General features: G+C 70.0%; 16 protein-coding genes and 1 pseudogene. 5 read left to right on the top strand and 12 right to left on the bottom strand.

Annotated features, from left to right (window positions below):
* Positions 1-15 precede the first annotated feature (15 nt).
* Entirely contained in the window at positions 16-1695 is a 1680-nt protein-coding gene (locus ACFYVR_RS07195) for a DNA repair helicase XPB (protein ID WP_387471118.1), read from the top strand.
* Positions 1696-1705: 10 nt separating this feature from the next.
* Positions 1706-2353 carry a DUF3239 domain-containing protein gene (locus tag ACFYVR_RS07190; RefSeq protein WP_387471116.1) on the top strand — a complete coding sequence of 216 codons (648 nt, stop codon included), beginning with the start codon at positions 1706-1708 and terminating at the stop codon, positions 2351-2353.
* Positions 2354-2359: 6 nt separating this feature from the next.
* Here the strand turns inward: ACFYVR_RS07190 and ACFYVR_RS07185 are convergent, their stop codons facing one another.
* The 10 genes from ACFYVR_RS07185 to ACFYVR_RS07140 form a co-directional block, all read right to left on the bottom strand.
* Positions 2360-3013, bottom strand: a complete 654-nt coding sequence (locus ACFYVR_RS07185; RefSeq protein WP_387471114.1) for a response regulator — start codon at positions 3011-3013, stop codon at positions 2360-2362.
* Positions 2995-4674: an ATP-binding protein gene (locus ACFYVR_RS07180; RefSeq protein WP_387471112.1), complete on the bottom strand. Its 1680-nt coding sequence runs from the start codon at positions 4672-4674 to the stop codon at positions 2995-2997. The genes ACFYVR_RS07185 and ACFYVR_RS07180 overlap by 19 nt, the downstream gene beginning before the upstream one ends.
* A gap of 44 nt (positions 4675-4718) precedes the next feature.
* A complete protein-coding gene (locus ACFYVR_RS07175; protein WP_387471110.1) occupies positions 4719-6122 on the bottom strand; it encodes a CitMHS family transporter in 1404 nt (467 codons plus the stop codon).
* Positions 6123-6253: 131 nt separating this feature from the next.
* A complete protein-coding gene (locus ACFYVR_RS07170; RefSeq protein WP_387471108.1) occupies positions 6254-6832 on the bottom strand; it encodes a GNAT family N-acetyltransferase in 579 nt (192 codons plus the stop codon).
* An 82-nt stretch (positions 6833-6914) separates the two neighbouring features.
* Positions 6915-7904, bottom strand: coding sequence for an LLM class F420-dependent oxidoreductase (locus ACFYVR_RS07165; protein WP_387471106.1), 990 nt, complete (start codon positions 7902-7904; stop codon positions 6915-6917).
* Between the two features lie 11 nt (positions 7905-7915).
* The gene (locus tag ACFYVR_RS07160; RefSeq protein ID WP_387471104.1) at positions 7916-9163 is read right to left on the bottom strand and encodes an MFS transporter; all 1248 of its coding nucleotides are present in this window, start codon (positions 9161-9163) and stop codon (positions 7916-7918) included.
* Complete coding sequence (locus ACFYVR_RS07155) at positions 9160-10509, bottom strand: LLM class flavin-dependent oxidoreductase (RefSeq protein ID WP_387471102.1); 1350 nt, start codon at positions 10507-10509, stop codon at positions 9160-9162. The genes ACFYVR_RS07160 and ACFYVR_RS07155 overlap by 4 nt, the downstream gene beginning before the upstream one ends.
* A 28-nt stretch (positions 10510-10537) precedes the next feature.
* Complete coding sequence (locus ACFYVR_RS07150) at positions 10538-11392, bottom strand: ABC transporter permease (RefSeq protein ID WP_387471100.1); 855 nt, start codon at positions 11390-11392, stop codon at positions 10538-10540.
* Entirely contained in the window at positions 11385-12194 is an 810-nt protein-coding gene (locus ACFYVR_RS07145) for an ABC transporter ATP-binding protein (protein WP_387471098.1), read from the bottom strand. The genes ACFYVR_RS07150 and ACFYVR_RS07145 overlap by 8 nt, the downstream gene beginning before the upstream one ends.
* Before the next feature lie 11 nt (positions 12195-12205).
* Entirely contained in the window at positions 12206-13282 is a 1077-nt protein-coding gene (locus ACFYVR_RS07140; protein WP_387471096.1) for an ABC transporter substrate-binding protein, read from the bottom strand.
* Between the two features lie 266 nt (positions 13283-13548).
* Between ACFYVR_RS07140 and ACFYVR_RS07135 the strand changes: the two are divergent.
* Positions 13549-14097, top strand: a pseudogene (locus tag ACFYVR_RS07135) (sigma-70 family RNA polymerase sigma factor); the annotation flags it as partial.
* A gap of 13 nt (positions 14098-14110) precedes the next feature.
* On the opposite strand, the gene ACFYVR_RS07130 reads toward ACFYVR_RS07135, so the two are convergent.
* Entirely contained in the window at positions 14111-14695 is a 585-nt protein-coding gene (locus tag ACFYVR_RS07130) for a carboxymuconolactone decarboxylase family protein (RefSeq protein ID WP_387471094.1), read from the bottom strand.
* A 120-nt stretch (positions 14696-14815) separates the two neighbouring features.
* On the opposite strand from ACFYVR_RS07130, the gene ACFYVR_RS07125 reads away from it, so the two are divergent.
* Both ACFYVR_RS07125 and ACFYVR_RS07120 read left to right on the top strand, forming a co-directional pair.
* A complete protein-coding gene (locus ACFYVR_RS07125) occupies positions 14816-16000 on the top strand; it encodes a pyridoxal phosphate-dependent aminotransferase (protein WP_387471092.1) in 1185 nt (394 codons plus the stop codon).
* A gap of 18 nt (positions 16001-16018) precedes the next feature.
* Complete coding sequence (locus ACFYVR_RS07120) at positions 16019-17041, top strand: AraC family transcriptional regulator (RefSeq protein ID WP_387471212.1); 1023 nt, start codon at positions 16019-16021, stop codon at positions 17039-17041.
* 46 nt (positions 17042-17087) lie between these two features.
* On the opposite strand, the gene ACFYVR_RS07115 is transcribed toward ACFYVR_RS07120, so the two are convergent.
* On the bottom strand, positions 17088-17513 hold the full coding sequence (locus ACFYVR_RS07115; RefSeq protein WP_387471090.1) for a VOC family protein: 426 nt from the start codon (positions 17511-17513) through the stop codon (positions 17088-17090).
* Between the last annotated feature and the right edge of the window lie 36 nt (positions 17514-17549).

Genomic DNA, 17549 nt, shown 5'->3' with positions numbered 1-17549 from the left:
CGCTAGGAGGCGCACGTGACCGACGGACCGCTCATCGTCCAGTCCGACAAGACCCTGCTGCTCGAGGTCGACCACCCGCTGGCGAACGAAGCCCGGCAGGCGATCGCGCCGTTCGCCGAGCTCGAACGCGCCCCGGAGCACGTGCACACCTACCGGGTGACGCCGCTGGCGCTGTGGAATGCGCGGGCGGCCGGACACGACGCCGAACAGGTCGTCGACGCCCTCGTCACGTACTCCCGGTTCGCGGTTCCGCAGCCGCTGCTCGTCGACGTCGTCGACACGATGGCCCGGTACGGCCGGCTGCAGCTGGTGAAGAACCCGGCGCACGGTCTGGTCCTGGTGAGCCTGGACCGGGCGGTGCTCACCGAGGTGACCCGGCACAAGAAGATCGCCCCCATGCTCGGCGCCCGCGTCGACGAGGACACCGTCGTCGTGCACCCCTCCGAACGCGGCCACCTCAAGCAGATGCTGCTCAAGATCGGCTGGCCGGCCGAGGACCTCGCCGGGTACGTCGACGGCGAGGCGCACGCGATCGAACTCGACTACGACGGCCGGTTCCCCGGTTCCGCCGACGGCGGCTGGCACCTGCGCGACTACCAGGAGATGGCCGCCGACTCGTTCTGGGCCGGCGGGTCCGGTGTGGTGGTGCTGCCGTGTGGCGCGGGCAAGACGATGGTCGGCGCCGCGGCCATGTCGAAGGCCAAGGCCACCACACTGATCCTGGTGACCAACACGGTCGCGGGCAGGCAGTGGAAGCGGGAACTGATCGCGCGGACGTCGCTGACGGAGGACGAGATCGGCGAGTACTCGGGCGAGAAGAAGGAGATCCGCCCGGTCACCATCGCGACGTATCAGGTGATCACCCGCAAGTCGAAGGGCGAGTACAAGCACCTCGAACTGTTCGACTCCCGCGACTGGGGCCTGGTGATCTACGACGAGGTGCACCTGCTGCCCGCACCGGTGTTCCGGATGACCGCGGACCTGCAGTCGCGGCGGCGGCTCGGGCTGACCGCGACCCTGGTCCGCGAGGACGGCCGCGAGGGCGACGTCTTCTCCCTGATCGGCCCGAAGCGGTACGACGCACCGTGGAAGGACATCGAGGCGCAGGGCTGGATCGCGCCCGCCGACTGCATCGAGGTGCGGGTCACGCTCACCGACGCCGAGCGGATGGCCTACGCGACCGCCGAACCGGAGGAACGCTACAAGCTGTGCTCGACGGCCCACACCAAGAACACGGTGGTCAAGTCGATCCTGGACCGGCATCCCGATTCGCAGACCCTGGTGATCGGCGCCTATCTGGACCAGCTCGACGAACTCGGTGAGGCGCTCGGCGCGCCGGTCATCAAGGGGTCGACGAAGACGAAGGAACGCGAGGCGCTGTTCGACGCGTTCCGGGTCGGCGAGATCAAGACCCTGGTGGTCAGCAAGGTCGCGAACTTCTCGATCGACCTGCCGGAGGCGTCGGTCGCGGTGCAGGTGTCGGGCACGTTCGGGTCCCGGCAGGAGGAGGCGCAGCGTCTGGGCCGGCTCCTGCGGCCCAAGCACGACGGCGGGCAGGCGCACTTCTACTCCGTCGTCGCCCGCGACACCCTCGACGCCGAGTACGCGGCGCACCGGCAGCGGTTCCTCGCCGAGCAGGGCTACGCCTACCGGATCACCGACGCAGACGACCTGCTCGGCCCGGCGATCGGGTAGGAATAGGACCGTGCGTTCCTTCGACTTCCCGGTAGACACCGCCCATGCCCGTTCGGTCAACGAAACCGTCGGCGACGTCCGCCGGCTGCGCTGGTCCGCGATCATCACCGCGCTGCTGTTCGTCGCGGTCGCGGTGTGGCTGGTCGTGCTCGCCCACCCGTGGTCGTACGTGCTGGCCGCGGTCGCGGTCGTGGTGGCGGTCGCGTCGCTGTGGATGTCGTTCTGGGCGCCCCGCAAGGTCGGGTCGGTCGAGGACCTGTACGCCAACGGCGAGCTGGTGCCCGCCATCGTCGCGGTCACCCGGCCGCGCGGGGCGACGCTGCTGTCGCTGGTGAACACCGCCAAGCCGGGCGCCGACCGTCCGCACTACGCGCTGGTCACCCGCACCGTCCGGTCGTTGCCGGGGCATTCGCTGACGAACGTCGGCGAGCGGGTGCCCTCGATCTCGGTGCTCTCGGACCGCACCACGAACTCGACATCGGAGACCTGGCAGATGGTCAGCCCGATGCCGATCGCGTGGGGCACCCGCGACCCCAAGGTCATCCGCCGCGCGATCGAACGCATCCCGAACGCGGAGTGGAATCTGCTGACCAAGTCGATCCCGCTGACCGAGGACGTCCCCCGCGCCCACAACCAGCAGCTGCCCGTCGACCTGTAAGCGGCTCTACAGGTATTCCTGCTCGGGACGGCCGGTGCTGCCGTAGCGCAGCTGCATGCGCAGCCGGCCCTTCGCGACCAGTGCGGCGAGGTAGCGCTGCGCGGTGGCCCGGGACACCCCGATCTCGGCGGCGACCTCGGCGGCCGACAGCGGTGCGGGGGCGTCGGCGAGCAGGTCGACGATCCGGGCCCGGGTGACGGAATGCTGCGGCGCATCCTCCCGGGGTGGGGCCGCGCGCAGCGACGCGAGCGCGGTGTCGATACGTGCCTGGTCGAGTTCGGCGGCGTCGACGATGCGCCGGTAGTGCGTGTACGCGGCCAACCGGCGGGCGAGTTCGGTGTCGGAGAACGGCTTCACCAGGTAGACCAGGGCGCCGGCGGTCATGGCGTCCCGCACCGCTCGACCCTCGGTCGCGGCACCGAGAACGAATGCGTCACATCGCAATTCGCGGACGAGTTCGATTCCGGAACCGTCGGGGAGGTACACGTCGACGAGCGCGAGGTCGATCGGATGCTCGTCCACGGCGGCCCGTGCGGCCGCGAGCGTCGCCGCGGTGGCCGCCACCCGGAAGCCGGTCATGGCGGACACGATGCGGGCGTGGAGGTCGGCGACACGGAAGTCGTCGTCGACCACCAGAACGGTCAGTTCGGGTCCGGCCACTGCTCGTCTCCTTCACACACGCCGCGCATCGTCGCCACGAACAATGCTCCCCCGGTGGGGTTCTCGTCGGTGCGGCGACCTCCCGGATCACCGATCACGACGTCGCCACCGTGTTTGCGTGCCAGCTGCCGGCTCAGGGCGAGCCCGATGCCGCGGCCACCCGGCCGGTCCCCCGCCGGTTTCGTGGTGACCCCCTCGCGGAACACGTCGTCGGGGTCGGCCTGCGACAATCCCGGTCCGGTGTCGGCGACCGTCACGACGAGATCGCCCTCGTGCTCGACGAGTTCGATCTCCACCTCGACGGGGCGATCCCCCGTGCCGGTGCTCGCGGCGGCGTCGATCGCGTTGTCGACGAGATTGCCCGCGACGGTGGTGACGTCGACCGGATCGCGCAACCGGGCCTGCACCCACGTGTTCTCGCCGAGCACCAGGGTCACGTCGTGTTCGCGGGCGTGAGCGGCCTTCGCCATCAGGAACGCCCGCAGGTACGGGTCGGTGACGGCGTCGATGCCGGGCAGGTCCGCGCCGGCCGGTCCGGCGCCGACGAGCCGGTCGAGGTACGCGGTGGCGGCGGCCGTCTCCCCGCGGGCGAGCAGTCCGTGCAACAGGTGCAGCCGGTTGCCGAACTCGTGTCGTTGGGCGCGCAGGACGGTGCCGAGCGCGGTGACGGCGTCGAGTTCGCGGGTGAGGTTCTGCACGTCGGTGCGGTCGCGGACGGACATCACGATCCCCAGGTCACGCCCATCGCGGACCACGCGGCTGGCCATCGCGAGGACGACCCGGTCGCCGCCCACCGCGGCGGCGACCGGGTCGGCGGTCGGGGCGCGCAGGACGTCCCGAAGGCGCGGCGTGAGCCCGATGTCGTCGACATGGTCACCCGGTCCGCCGTGCAGGTCGAGCAGTCGCACCGCCTCGGCGTTGGCGACGGTGACGATGCCGTCCGAGTCGACTCCGACGATGCCTTCGCCGAGGCCGTGCAGGACCGCTTCCTGTTCGCGGACCATCCGGGCCAGCTGTTCGGGTTCGAGCCCGAGGGTGAGGCGTTTGAAGCGGGACGCGAGCAGGAGCGAACCGCCGACCCCGGCCGCGAGCGCGAGCGCCGCGACGGCGGCCGCCGACCACAGATCGGACCGCAGGTCGGCGGACACCTCGGCGGTGGAGATGCCGACGCTGACCTCGCCGACGACCGTCCCGGTGCCGGGCGCGGTCACCGGGACCTTCGCCCGCACCGAGTCCCCGAGGGTGCCACGCTCCTGCACCACGACCTCGCGGCCGGTCAGCGGTCCCGAGGGGTCGGTGCTCACCCGCTCCCCCAGCCGCTCCGGGTCGGGATGGGCGAGCCGGAGCCCCTTCTCGTCGGTGACCACGACGAACAGCGCCCCGGTCGCGGCGCGCGCCGACTCCGCCGTCAGCTGGACGGCGGAGTCGGCGAGTTCGACGTTCCCCGGCGCCACGACGTCGTCGTCGTCGGCGGCGAAGCGGGCGACCTCGGCGCGGACCGTGGGATCGGCGGCGACGGTGCGGGCGACGGCAAGCGCTCGTTCGCCGTGTTCGTCGGCGACCCGGTCGGCGGTGGTGGTGGCGAAGAACCCGAACCCGATCGCCAGCGCAACCGCGACGACGCCGCTCTGCAGGAGCAGCACCTGCGTGCGCAATCTCATCGTCGCTCCCTGCCGGGCATGCCCTCAGTGTGCACCGGGACGGGTCAGCCCAGCGGGATCTGCCCCAGCAGCACCCCGACGACGAGCATCGCGACCGACACGATCGCGGCGCGCCACAGCACCTTCTTGTGGTGGTCGGCGAGGGACACCCCGGCGAGGGTGACGAGGAGCAGGATCGCGGGCACCAGCGGGCTCTGCATGTGGACGGGCTGTCCGGTGATCGAGGCCCGCGCCATCTCGACGGGTTCGATGCCGTACTGCGCGGCGGTCTCGGTCAGCACCGGCAGCACGCCGAAGTAGAAGGCGTCGTTGGTCATGAAGAACGTGAACGGGATGCTGAGCAGTCCGGTGATCACGGCGAGGAACGGCCCGAGGGAGTCGGGAATGATCCCGCTCAGCCACAGCGCCATCTCCTCGACCATGCCGGTGCCCTGGAAGACGCCGGTGAGGACGGCGGCCGCGAACACCATCGCGACGACGGAGACGATGCTCGACGAGTGCCGCGCGATCGCTTCGGACTGGTCGGCGACGCGTGGGAAGTTCACGGCGAGCGCAACGGCCGCGGCGACCATGAACAGGACCGGGATCGGAAGGATGTCGAGGCCGAGCACGACGAGCAGGGCGACGGTCAGGGCTGCGTTGAACGGCAACAACTTCGGGCGCAGGGTGGCGCGGTTCGGGTCGAGGCCGCCGGCCAGTTGGCCGACCTCGGAGGGTGCGTCGGCGTCACCACCCGCCGACCCTCCGCCACCGCTGCTGCTGCCCGGGGCCGTGCCGACGCCCCAGCCACGCGAGCCGACCTCGGCCAGCAGCGGCTCGGAGGTGAGCACCAGTTTCCCGAGCCGGCGACGCTCCAGCACACCCAGATGCAGCGAGAACAGCAGGACGATGATCAGACCGGCGATCAGCGACGGGATCATCGGGACGAACACGTCGGACGGGGACAGGCCGAGCGCGCTGGCGGCACGGACGGTGGGTCCACCCCACGGGATGATGTTCATCGTCGCGTTCGCGAGGCCGGCGACGACGGTGAGGACGATCGGGCTGACCCGCAGCTTCAGGTAGAGAGGCAGCAGCGCGGAGGTCGTGATGATGAACGTCGTCGAACCGTCGCCGTCGAGGGAGACCACCATCGCGAGGACGGCGGTACCGACGACGAGACGGGCCGGGTCGTCGTCGACCAGTCGCAGGATCAGCCGGACCAGTGGGTCGAACAGGCCGACGTCGATCATGATGCCGAAGAAGATGATGGCGAAGAACAGCAGAGCCGCCGTCGGGGCGAGGCTCTCGATGCCGTCGAGGACCATCGATCCGATGTCGGTGCCCGCTCCGGCGAACAGCCCGAACGCGACGGGCACGAGGATCAGCCCCACGACGGGCGTGGCCCGCTTGGCCAGGACCAGATACATGAACGTGGCCACCATCAGGAAGCCCAGTGCTACGAGCATTGTTGCCCACCTTCTCGTTTCGGGCCGCGGCACGGGACGGGGGCCGGTGTGTCGCGGTTTCGAACGAGTGTGGGCCAGAACACATATCGATCGCTCGGTTGCGTGCGATTGCCACCTTGTGCGCATTCTGCTCAGTACGGCAGGACCGATTCCCACCCGCCCGGGACGGGCGACCGCGAGTCGCCGGCCAACAGTCCCGCGACCCACATGTCGCGGCGCAGACCACGCTGCAGCCCACCGCGACGTGCGACGCCTTCGAAACGGAACCCGACCCGACGCGCGACAGCCGCGGACGCGGTGTTCCCGACGAACGCCCGCCACTCGATCCGCTCGAGGGCCAGGGTGTCGGCGCGGAAGGCGAAGTCGCACACCAGCTGCGCGGCCTCGGTCATCAGTCCGCGACCGCGCGCGGCGGCGCCCTGCCAGAATCCGATCTCCGCGGCGGACTCGTCGAGCGCCCGCAGCCCGATCATGCCGGCCACCGGGCCGTCGGGGTCCAGGCGCAGCGCCCAGGTCGGACTGCGGTCGGCCCACCCCGTCGGGACCATCCTGGTCACGAAGGCCACGGCGTCCGCCCGCTCGTACGGGACCGGCATCGTCGTCCATCGGCCGACGCTCTCGTCCCGGCAGAGCCGCGCGATGGTGTCGACGTCGGCCACGGTCGGCGGCGTCAACGTCAGCCGCCGACCGGACAGGTTCACCACGAACACCAGGGCGTGTCTCTCAATTCCACTCGGATGCACCTGGCGATTGAGCGCCAGGGGCGCCGACAAGGGAATTGGGAGACATGCCCTATCCGCGCAGTGCGGGGATGACTTCGCGTTCGAAGAGTTCGACACCGGACGTGTCGTACGCGGCCTCGGGGAAGTAGCAGATCGCGTAACCGAGGCCCTTCTCGCGCAGCGCGGTGAGGTTCTCGACGATCTGCTCCGGGGTCCCGACGCCCGGCATGCCGCGGTACGCGGACATCGAACCCTCGGCGAGCTCGTCCCCCGCGTACTTCGCGATCCGCGCCTTCGTCTGCGCCAGCCGCTCCTCGACCTCGGCCTCGGTGGCACCGATCACGACGTTGTAGTTCGAGGACCGGACGATGGCGTCGAAGTCCGTGCCGACCGTGGCGCAGTGTTCCCGCAGCAGTGCGGACTTGTGAGTGAACCCGTCGAGGGTGCCGTCGAAGTTGGTGTACTGCGCGTACTTCGCGGCGATCTTCAAGGTGACCTTCTCGCCGCCGCCGGCGATCCACAGCGGAATACCGCCGTCCTGCAAGGGCTTCGGCCGTACGATCGCGCCGTTGACCTGGTAGTGCTTCCCGTCGAGGGTGGCACTGCCGGTGGCCCAGGCCTGCCGCATGATCTGGACTCCCTCGTCCAGCCTTCCGAGCCGCTCACCGGCGGATGGGAATCCGTAACCGTAAGCGCGCCATTCGTGTTCGTACCAGCCGGCGCCGATACCCATCTCGATGCGGCCGCCCGAGATCAGGTCGGCGGTGGCGGCGACCTTCGCCAGGTACGCCGGATTGCGGTAGGCCATCGCCGTGCACATCTGCCCGAGCCGGATCCTCGACGTCACCGCGCCGAGCGCCGACATCAGGGACCACGCCTCGTGCGTGGCCTCCTCGGTCGGCGCGGGCACCGTGTGGAAGTGGTCGTACACCCACGCCGACTCCCACGGGCCGGCCTCGGCGCGCAACGTCAGGTCCTTCATCGTGTTCCACTGATCGGCCGGATCGATTCCCGCCAGGTCGAGCCGCCATCCCTGCGGCACAAAGATTCCGAATCGCATGAGTCCGAACTCTACCGAGGTTCGGGGACGGCAGCAGCGTTCGGCGGCACCGCCTCCCGCGCCACGTCCTCCTGCACAGGTGGACGCGGCCACGGGGAGTAGACGGGGATGTACCGGTACATCACGGCCGCGCCGGCGCCCGAGACCAACCCGATGCCCACGACGGCCAGACCGAGGGGCACCACCGCGGCGAGTGCCCCGACCGCGAGCGGCCCGGTGAACATTCCGGTGTCGTGGGTCAGCCGCCAGGCCGCGAGGAACTCGGCTCGGGTCGCAGGGGGTGCCACGTCCGCGCCGAGGGTCATGATCACGCCGTTCCCCAGCCCGTTGCCGATCCCGAGGAGGATCGAGATCGCGCCGAGGGTGACGAGATCACGCGCGAACGGCAGCAGCACGAACGCCACACCGATCACCACGAGCGACGGGACGGCGATGAACCGCCGTCCGTAGCGGTCCATCAGGTACCCGGCGGGATAGGAGCACAGCAGGTCGACGGCCGCGCCGATGCCGAACAGCACCGACACCGCGGCCGCGTCGACCCCGATGTGGTCCGCCCACAGCGGCAGCACGGCCTCCCGGGACGCGCGTGCGGCGCCCATGAGCAGCGAGCCCGTGCCGAGTGTGGACAGGAGCCTGCGGTGTCGGCGGAGGATCTGCGGCAACGTCGTCACCGTCGGCACTGCGGCCCCGGACTCCCGGGGCGGGTCGGGCACCCGCGCCATGAGTGCGCCGGAGAGCACGACGCCGACGAGCTGGATGGCGAACCCGCCGCGGATCCCGAACGCGACGATGACCGCGGCGCCGAGGAACGGGCCGACGAAGAACCCCAGTCGCCACATCAGCGCGAATGTCGCCATCGCGCGCGCCCGCATCCCGATGGGCACGACCTCGGCGAGATAGCTCTGGCGCGCCAATCCCCAGACGGCGGTGGAGAATCCGGTGAGCACGGCCCCGACCGCCAACGCGATCGGGTTCCACGCGAGCAGAGACAGCAGGACACCGATCGCGCCGAGTGTGCTGCCCCCGATGATCGCGCGGCGTTCGCCGAACGTGGCGACGATCCGGCCCGCGGGGAGGTCTCCGAGCACCGCGCCGAGACCGACCAGCGCGACGATCACGCCCGCGACCGGCACCGACGCACCGAGATCCCGCGCGAGCAGCGCGATGACCGGTGCGCCGGCGCCCTGGCCGATGCCGAAGATCGCGGACGGAACGAAGACCGTCGTGATCAGTGGCCGCAGGTTGTGTGCCGTCGTCACGCGGTGACGGCAGCCGCGGTATGGGCGGCGAAGCGGTTGCCCGGGTCGCCCAGCCCGTAGTGCCCACGCAGCGTCGAGGCAGTGTACTCGGTGCGGAACAGCCCACGCTCCTGCAGGATCGGGACGACGCGGTCGACGAAGTCGTCCAGCCCGCCCGGCAGGTACGGCGGCATGATGTTGAATCCGTCGGCGGCGCCCTGCTCGAACCAGGTCTGCAGTTCGTCCGCGATCTGCTCCGGTGTGCCCGCGAACGTCCGGTGCCCGCGACCGCCGCCGAGCAACCCGATCAGCTGACGCACGGTCAGGTCGCCGTCCGCGGCCAGATCCTTGACCAGCTGGTAACGGCTCTTGTTGCCCTGGATCTCGTCCAGGGTGGGCAGCGGCGGCAGCGGGGCGTCGAGGGCGTGCTCGGTGAGGTCGACGCCGAGCATGGTGGACAGCTGCCGCAGCGAGTACTCCGGCGAGATCAGGTCGGTGAAGGACCGTTCCAGTTCCTCGGCCTCCTCCTTGGTGTCCGCGATGTAGGGCACGATGCCCGGCAGCACCTTGAGGTCGTCGGCGTTGCGGCCGTGCCGCACGACCCGCGCCTTGAGGTCACGATAGAACTCCTGCCCCTGCTCGAGGGTGCGCTGAGCGGTGAACACCGCCTCCGCGTGCCGCGCAGCGAATTCCTTTCCGCTCTCGGACGATCCGGCCTGGACGAGCAGCGGACGTCCCTGCACCGACCGCGGCGAGTTCAGCGGGCCCTGCACCCGGAACCGCCGTCCCTCGTGGCCGACGGTGTGCACCCGGTCCGGATCGGCGAAGGTGCCGGTCTCCTCGTCGAGGACGACGGCGCCGTCCTCCCAGCTGTCCCACAGCGCGAGGGCAACGTCGACGAACTCCTCGGCGCGTTCGTAACGTCCGTGGTGCGCGGGGATGCCGTCGACCCCGAAGTTCGCGGCCTCGTCGGCCCCGGCCGAGGTGACGATGTTCCACCCGGCCCGGCCCCGGCTGATGTGGTCGAGGGACGCGAACTTGCGGGCCAGGCTGTACGGGTCGCCGTAACTCGTCGATGCCGTCGCGATGAGACCGACCCGTTCGGTGGCGACCGCGATCGCGGACAGCAGGGTCACCGGCTCGAAGATCGCCTGTGAGTTGTGCTTGATCCGCGGTCCGACCGCGAGGGCGTCGGCGAAGAAGACCGAGTCCAGCTTGCCACGTTCGGCGATCCGCGCGAGCTCCTGGAAGTGCGCGACGTCGAGGACCCGCTGCGCGTCGGTGCGCGGGTGGCGCCACGCCGCCTCGTGGTGCCCGACCCCCATGAGGAAGGCGTTGAGATGGAATTGCTTGGCAGACTGTGCCATTGGTTTACCTTTCGAGTGCCTTCTCGCCTCACGCACGCCAGCGGGACAGCCGGCGTTCGACGAGGACGAGGACTGCGTTCAGGAACAGGCCGAGCAGCGCGATCGCGACGATCCCGGCGTACATGTTGGGGATCTGGAAGTTCAGCTGCGACGAGGTGATCAGGTAGCCGAGACCGGCCTTGGCACCGACCATCTCGGCGGCGATGAGCACCAGGATGGATGACGCCGCGGCCATCCGGATGCCGGTGAAGATCGTCGGAACGGCGGCCGGCAGCACCACCTTCTGGAACAGTCGGATCGGGGGCAGGCCGAGCGACGAGGCCGACTTGATCAGCAACGGGTCGACCGTGCGCACACCGGAGATCGTGTTGAGGAGAATCGGGAAGGTGCACGCGTAGATGACCAGGGCCACCTTCGACTCCTCACCGATGCCGAGGATCAGCACGAACACCGGCAGCAGCGCCAGGGCGGCCGTGTTCCGGAACAGCTCCAGTACCGGGTTGAGGAACTCGGCCACGGGCCGGTACCAGGCGATGGCGATGCCGAGCGGGATCGCGATCACCACGGCCACGGAGAAGCCGGTCAGCGCACGGGACAGGCTCGCGGACACGTGCTCCCACAGTTCGCCGCTCTGCGCGAGGTCGACGAACGCACCGAAGACGGTGCTGAACGGTGGCAGGAACACCTCGTCGACGAGGCCGAACCGCGGCGCCAGTTCCCAGATCGCGAGGAGCGCGATGATCGCCAGGGACGGCTTGAGGACCCGCACCACCGTCGCCGCGATCCGGGAACCCAGCCCGGGACCACTCTCGGAAACTGTTGGTGCGCTGGTTGTTTCCGGGGCGACGATCGGCGTTTCGGGGCTCGCCAGCGCACTAGACATGGGTCGTCTCCTTCTCGATCACCTGGGCGCGCTCCACCTCGTCGTGCAGCAGGGTCCAGATGTGGTGCCGGTAGTGGCGGAACTGCTCGTCGGAGCGGACGTCGACGGCGGAGCGGTCGATGTCGATGTCCACGAACGCCTTCACGCGACCGGGCCGCGAGGTGAGCACCGCGACGCGCTGCCCGAGGTAGATCGCCTCGTCGATACCGTGGGTGATGAACAGGATGGTCTTGCCGGTCGCCTTCCAGATCCGCAGCAACTCGTCCTGCAGGGATTCGCGGGTCTGGGCGTCGAGTGCGGCGAACGGCTCGTCCATCAGCAGGACCTCGGGGTCGAACGCGAGGCTGCGGGCGATGGCGACGCGCTGCTTCATGCCGCCGGACAGCTCGTGCGGGAATCGGTCACCGAATCCCTTCAGCCCCACCAGTTCCAGGTAGTGCTCGGCGCGCTCGCGCCGTTCGGCCCGGGGCAGACCCTTCGCCTCGAGCCCGAACTCGATGTTGTGCCGCGCGGTGCGCCACGGCAGCAGTGCGTACTGCTGGAAGACGATGCCGCGGTCCAGGCCGGGGCCGCTGATCGGCCGGCCGTCGAGCAGGATCCGGCCCGACGTCGGGGTGGTGAGACCGCCGAGAAGGTCGAGCAGCGTGGACTTGCCGCAGCCGCTGGGGCCGACGAGGACGAGGAACTCCCCGTCGGCGACCTCGATGTCGATGTCCGCGATCGCGGTGAACTTCTCCTTGGACCCACGCACGTCGAACTGTTTCGTGACGTGCTCGAGCCGGAGCTTGGGGCTGGTGCTCATCGTGCCTCCTCTCACTTCGCCGCGAGCGCTTGGCCGTCGGCGCCGCTCTCCGGCGGGTAGGTTCCGTTGAAGTACGGGTTGAACTCGTTGGTGTAGACGTCGGAGGTCTTCAGCGCGCCCTTCTCGAGTTCGCCGTTGCGGACCAGCCAGTCGATCCAGATCTGGATCTCCTGCTCGGCGATGACGCCGCCCGGGCCCGCCACGCCGGGCGACTTCCAGTAGCCGGCGAGGTCGGTGTTCTCGTTGCGGCCGCGTTCGGTGATGATCTCCTTGAACTTGGCGATCACCTCGTCGCGCGGCGTCGTCTGGGTCCAGCGGATGGCCCGTGCCGTGCCCTGCACGAAGTCGGCGACGGCGTCCTTGTTGTCGGCGATGAAGTCGTCTCGCATCAGGTACGTGCCGTAGGTGAAGCTGCCGAAGAGCGACTCGTCGGTGAACAGTGCGCGGAGGTCGCCACGCTCGATGGCCTTGTCGCGGAACACGCCGTTGAGGGTGCCGACGTCGATCTGCCCCTGCCGAAGTGCCGATTCGGTGTTGACGGGCGGAACGACGATGAGCTCGACCTGCTTGATCTCGTCGGGCGTCAGACCTTCCCGGGCCAGCCACTCCCGAACCACGAATTCGTGGTGTGCGCCAAGGGTGTTCATGCCGACCTTCTTGCCGATCAGGTCGCGTGCGGTCCGGATCGGGCTGCCGTCGAGCACGTAGTAGCCGCTGAAGGTCTCCTTGTCGGAGCCGTAGTAGCCGATCACCGACGTGACGGGCGACTTCGCGGCGGCGAGCTTGAGTACCGCGCCGTTGAACGCGCCACCGAAGTCGGTCTGGCCGGTGGCCGTGTTCTGGATGGACTGCGGTCCGCTGGTGTTGTCTCCGACCCAGTTCAGTTCGACCTTGTCGAAGTAGCCGAGGTCGGCGGCCAGCTCGGGGAAGCTGACCTGACCGGCGCTGCCCTCGTACCGGAGGACGGTCTTTCCGTCGGCCGTGGTCGCGGTCGACGACTCCGAGTCGGAGCACGCGGTGGCGAGTCCGGTGAGGGCGAGCAGAGCGGCGGCTGCCGCGAGGGTCCGCGTGAGACGTGGACGAATCATTGAGGGGTTCCTACAGGTGTGAGGCCCGCCGGGCGACGGGAAGAGGGCGCTCCGGCATCCCGCGTTCTCACGAAGGTGCGGCGGAGCGTGTGAAGTGTGGTGCGTCAGAGCGATTCGGTCAGCGGACTCGAATACAACACTCGAACATGGCGCAACTCCCTGGGCGTCTGTGGTCTGGGCACACAGTACGGTTTCCCCTACCCCCAGGGGCAATGATTAGGTGCAGGGCAGATTTTATCTCTGGTCGGCCGCGTAGGATCGGGATCGTGCCCGAATCCGTGCTCGCCGGCGAGTTCGAAGCGCAGCGCAGGCATTTGCTGTCCGTTGGCTACCGCCTGACCGGGTCGGTCGCGGACGCGGAGGACGCCGTGCAGGAAGCGTGGCTGCGACTGCGGGAATCCGACGCCGACACGATCGTGAACCTGCGTGCCTGGCTGACCACCGTCGTCGGGCGGATCTGCCTCGACCACCTGCGCAGCGCCGCGGTTCGCCGGGAAAGCTGTGTCGGCCATAGGATTCCGGAGCCGATCACGGCACCGCTGGCCGGCTCGGCGCCGGTCGACCCCCTGGACGCGGTGGTGCACGACGAGGAGGCCCGGCTCGCCGCGACGATCGTGCTCGACGCTCTCGGGCCGGACCAGCGGACCGCCTTCGTGCTGCACGACGGTTTCGGCGTGCCGTTCGCCGAGATCGCGGCCGTACTCGGGACGTCGGTCGCCGGATCCAGACAGCTCGCCTCGCGGGCACGACGGGCGGCCGCGGCGGCGGACGTGCCGCCGCCGGCCGGCGACCGCGACGGCGCCCTCGGTCGGGTGTGGCCGGGCGGCGTCAGGACCGCGAGTCGGACGCGTCCGCCCACGGAACCCGGCACGAATCGGTGCTGAACCCCTGGTCGACGATGCCGAGAGCCGAGTTCATCCGGGACCGCTGGTTCTCCAGGGCGATCTGGTAGGTCAGTTCCACCACCCCGGCCTTGCCGAATCGGCGCTCGAGGTCCGCGACCTGCTCGTCGGTGACGGTGGTGGGGGTGGTGGTCATCGCGTCGGCGTAGTCGATGGCTGCGCGTTCGTCGTCGCTGTAGCGCGGCGACGTGCGGTACTCGTCGATGTCGCGCAGCCGGTCGATGTCGAGGCCTTCGAGCCTCATCATCATCGACCCGAAGTCGACGCACCACGAGCAGCCGATGGTGTACGCGACGCGGTACACGGCGATGTCCCGGACGGCGGCGGGCAGCACCGTCGACGCCTTCTGCGCGGACAGTTCCGCCACCGCGGACGTCGCGAACAGCTTGCGGTGGTGCGCGAGCACGGTGAACGGTTCGGGGACCCCACCGAACCGGCGGCCCGCGAAGCGGTACGCGAGACGGACGAGCGGCCCGGCCTGCTCCGGGGCGAGTGGGGTGATACGGGTCATGACGGCATCCTCCTGTCGCCGGGGCGGCGTGGAACCACCCTCACACACTGGACGAGATGGGGCCCGCGAACGTGACAGTGGGCGCGCCGCCCGCCCGTGCACGCTCGATAAGCTGTGACGATGCCCGCCGCACCGCACTGCCAGACGGTCACCCGCCTTCAGCCCTTCACATCGACCATCTTCGCCGAGATGACGGCGCTCGCGGTCCGCACCGGCGCGATCAACCTCGGGCAGGGCTTCCCGGACACCGACGGCCCCGCCGCGATGCTGGAGGTGGCGCGCGCCGCGATCGCCGACGGGCTCAACCAGTACCCGCCCGGCCCGGGCATGCCGGTGCTGCGGGAGGCCGTCGCCGCCGACCGCGCGCAGCGGTTCGGGCAGGGCTTCGACCCGGACACCGAGGTGCTGGTGACGGTCGGCGCGACCGAGGCGATCAGCGCCACCCTGCTCGGCCTCGTCGAGCCGGGACAGGAGGTGGTGCTGATCGAGCCGTACTACGACTCGTACGCCGCGGCGGTCGCCCTCGCCGGCGGGATCCGGCGGACGGTGCCGCTCGTCGCGGACGGTGACGGATTCGCCCTCGACGTGGACGCGCTCCGGGCCACGGTCGGTCCGGACACCCGGATGATCGTCGTCAACACCCCGCACAATCCGACCGGCACAGTCCTGAGTGCGGCCGAACTCGCCGCGATCGCCGAGGTCGCGGTCCGCCACGACGTGCTGGTGCTCAGCGACGAGGTGTACGAGCACCTGCTGTTCGACGGCCGCGCCCACACCCCGATCGGCCTGCTGCCCGGGATGGCGCAGCGGACGGTGACGGTGTCGAGCGCGGCCAAGACGTTCGCCGTCACCGGATGGAAGACCGGCTGGGCGTGCGGTCCCGCCGAGCTGATCGACGCGGTCCGGGCGGCGAAGCAGTTCATGTCGTTCGTCGCGGGCGCCCCGTTCCAGCCCGCCGTCGCCCATGCGCTGCGCCACGAGCAGGACTGGGTGATCGGCCAGCGAAACGCTCTGCAGCGCAAGCGCGACCTTCTGAGTTCGGCGCTCGCCGACGCCGGGTTCGGCGTGCGGGCCAGCGCCGGAACGTATTTCGTCTGCGCCGACATCTCCCCGTTCGGCATCTCCGACGGCGTGGCGTTCTGCCGCGCCCTGCCCGAGCGCGTGGGCGTCGCCGCCGTCCCGGTGAGCGTGTTCGCGGATCACAAGGAGCCGTGGAATCATCTGGTGCGCTTCGCCTTCTGCAAGCGGGACGACGTGCTGGCCGAGGCGACGCGAAGGCTGCACGACCTGGCGGCGCGGTGGTGATCGTGCGTGGGTGACCAGGTGACGAGCGGACGCACCGTGCCTGCGGATTTCGTGCGGCGTGCGGCCACTCTGGCCGCGGGCGCCGGTTTCGACATGGCCGCGCCGATGGCCGCGGCCGGCATCTCCCCGGCGATCCTGGGTGAGAGCGCCGGACCCATCACCCCCGAACAGCTGACCCGGTTCACCCAGGCGGCGTGGCGGCTGACCGACGACGAACTGTTCGGCCTCGGCGCCGCACCGGTGCCGCGGGGCACGTTCCGCGTGGTGTGCCTGACGCTGATCCACCGGCCCGACCTGGGCAGCGCGCTGGAGCGGCTCGCCGACGTGATCCGGGTGTTCCCGGGTCTGTCGCCGCTGCGCCTCGACACCGGACCCGAGACCACGGTGCTGCACATCCAGAAACTGCGGCGGGGTGACGGGCTGCCACCCGAGATCGCCGACGCGGCCGACCGGTTGCACATCGACTTCATCCTGATGCTGCTGCACAGGTTCGCGGCGTGGCTGGTGGGCCGCCGCGTCAAGCTCGTCGCGGTGCGGGTGCCCCACCCCGAGCCGGACCGGACGCTGGCCCGCACGTACGACGCCATCTTCGGGGTCCGAGTCCACTTCGGCGCCGACCACGCCGCGATCGAACTGGACAACGCGGTGCTGCGCGCCCCGATCATCCAGACGGAGGAGACGCTCGAGGAGTACCTGCGGGAGTCGCCGAATCTGCTGTTCTCCGAACGGGATTACGACAGCACCGCCGCCGCGCAGGTCCGCAAGGCCCTCGAACGGGGTGCGGCCATGCGGGCGGCATCCGCCGAGGACATCGCGGAGATGCTCTCGATCAGCGCCGCCCACCTGCGGCGCCTGCTGCGGCACGAGGGGACGTCGCTGAACCAGCTGCGCGAGGAGGTGCTACGCGACACCGCGATCTCCGGGCTGGCCCGCGGCGAGTCCGTCGACGAACTGTCCACCCGGCTGGGGTTCTCGGAGCCGAGCGCCTTCCGGCGCGCCTTCAAACGCTGGACGGGCACCACTCCCGGGGCCTACCGCTAGGGCTTGCAGTCGGACGACGGTCGCGCAGGGTGCATCCGAGAGGGCCTCAGCAAACGCAGAATTCGTTGCCCTCGGGGTCGGCCAACGTGATCCACCGGAACGGTCCCTGCTCGCCGTCGTGGAGGAACGTCGCGCCGCGCGCGATCAGGGCCTCCGCGACCGCCTGCCTGTCGTCCCCGACCTGCACGTCGAGATGCACCCGGTTCTTCACCGTCTTGCCCTCGGGCACGAGCTGGAACAGGACCCGGGGACGATCGGGATGCTCGGGATCACGGATCGCGGCGCCCACCCTCCACACCAGGACGCCGTCGTAGACGAGCGTGTCCTCCTCTCGGGCCCGTCCGGCCTCCACCAGACCGCGGATGAAGCCCTCGTCACTGGGCTCGACCTCCCAGCCGAGCGTCTGCGCCCACCACTTCGCCTGATCGTGGGGTCGCTGCGAATCGAAGGTGACCTGGAATTCGTGTCCCATGCCCGGACGCTACCGCCGGACTCCGACACATCACCC

This window comes from Rhodococcus sp. NPDC003318, assembly GCF_042879035.1.
Lineage (GTDB): Bacteria > Actinomycetota > Actinomycetes > Mycobacteriales > Mycobacteriaceae > Rhodococcus_G.
The sequence above is the reverse complement of the archived record's forward strand: the minus strand, read 5'-3'. Positions and strand labels throughout refer to the sequence as shown.

What these genes read in the sequence shown, in the direction of transcription:
- ACFYVR_RS07180 (WP_387471112.1), bottom strand. Translation starts at nt 4,674, where the DNA reads ATGAGATTGCGCACGCAGGTGCTGCTCCTGCAGAGCGGCGTCGTCGCG.
- ACFYVR_RS07175 (WP_387471110.1), bottom strand. Translation starts at nt 6,122, where the DNA reads ATGCTCGTAGCACTGGGCTTCCTGATGGTGGCCACGTTCATGTATCTG.
- ACFYVR_RS07165 (WP_387471106.1), bottom strand. Translation starts at nt 7,904, where the DNA reads ATGCGATTCGGAATCTTTGTGCCGCAGGGATGGCGGCTCGACCTGGCG.
- ACFYVR_RS07155 (WP_387471102.1), bottom strand. Translation starts at nt 10,509, where the DNA reads ATGGCACAGTCTGCCAAGCAATTCCATCTCAACGCCTTCCTCATGGGG.
- ACFYVR_RS07150 (WP_387471100.1), bottom strand. Translation starts at nt 11,392, where the DNA reads ATGTCTAGTGCGCTGGCGAGCCCCGAAACGCCGATCGTCGCCCCGGAA.
- ACFYVR_RS07145 (WP_387471098.1), bottom strand. Translation starts at nt 12,194, where the DNA reads ATGAGCACCAGCCCCAAGCTCCGGCTCGAGCACGTCACGAAACAGTTC.
- ACFYVR_RS07140 (WP_387471096.1), bottom strand. Translation starts at nt 13,282, where the DNA reads ATGATTCGTCCACGTCTCACGCGGACCCTCGCGGCAGCCGCCGCTCTG.
- ACFYVR_RS07130 (WP_387471094.1), bottom strand. Translation starts at nt 14,695, where the DNA reads ATGACCCGTATCACCCCACTCGCCCCGGAGCAGGCCGGGCCGCTCGTC.
- ACFYVR_RS07125 (WP_387471092.1), top strand. Translation starts at nt 14,816, where the DNA reads ATGCCCGCCGCACCGCACTGCCAGACGGTCACCCGCCTTCAGCCCTTC.
- ACFYVR_RS07115 (WP_387471090.1), bottom strand. Translation starts at nt 17,513, where the DNA reads ATGGGACACGAATTCCAGGTCACCTTCGATTCGCAGCGACCCCACGAT.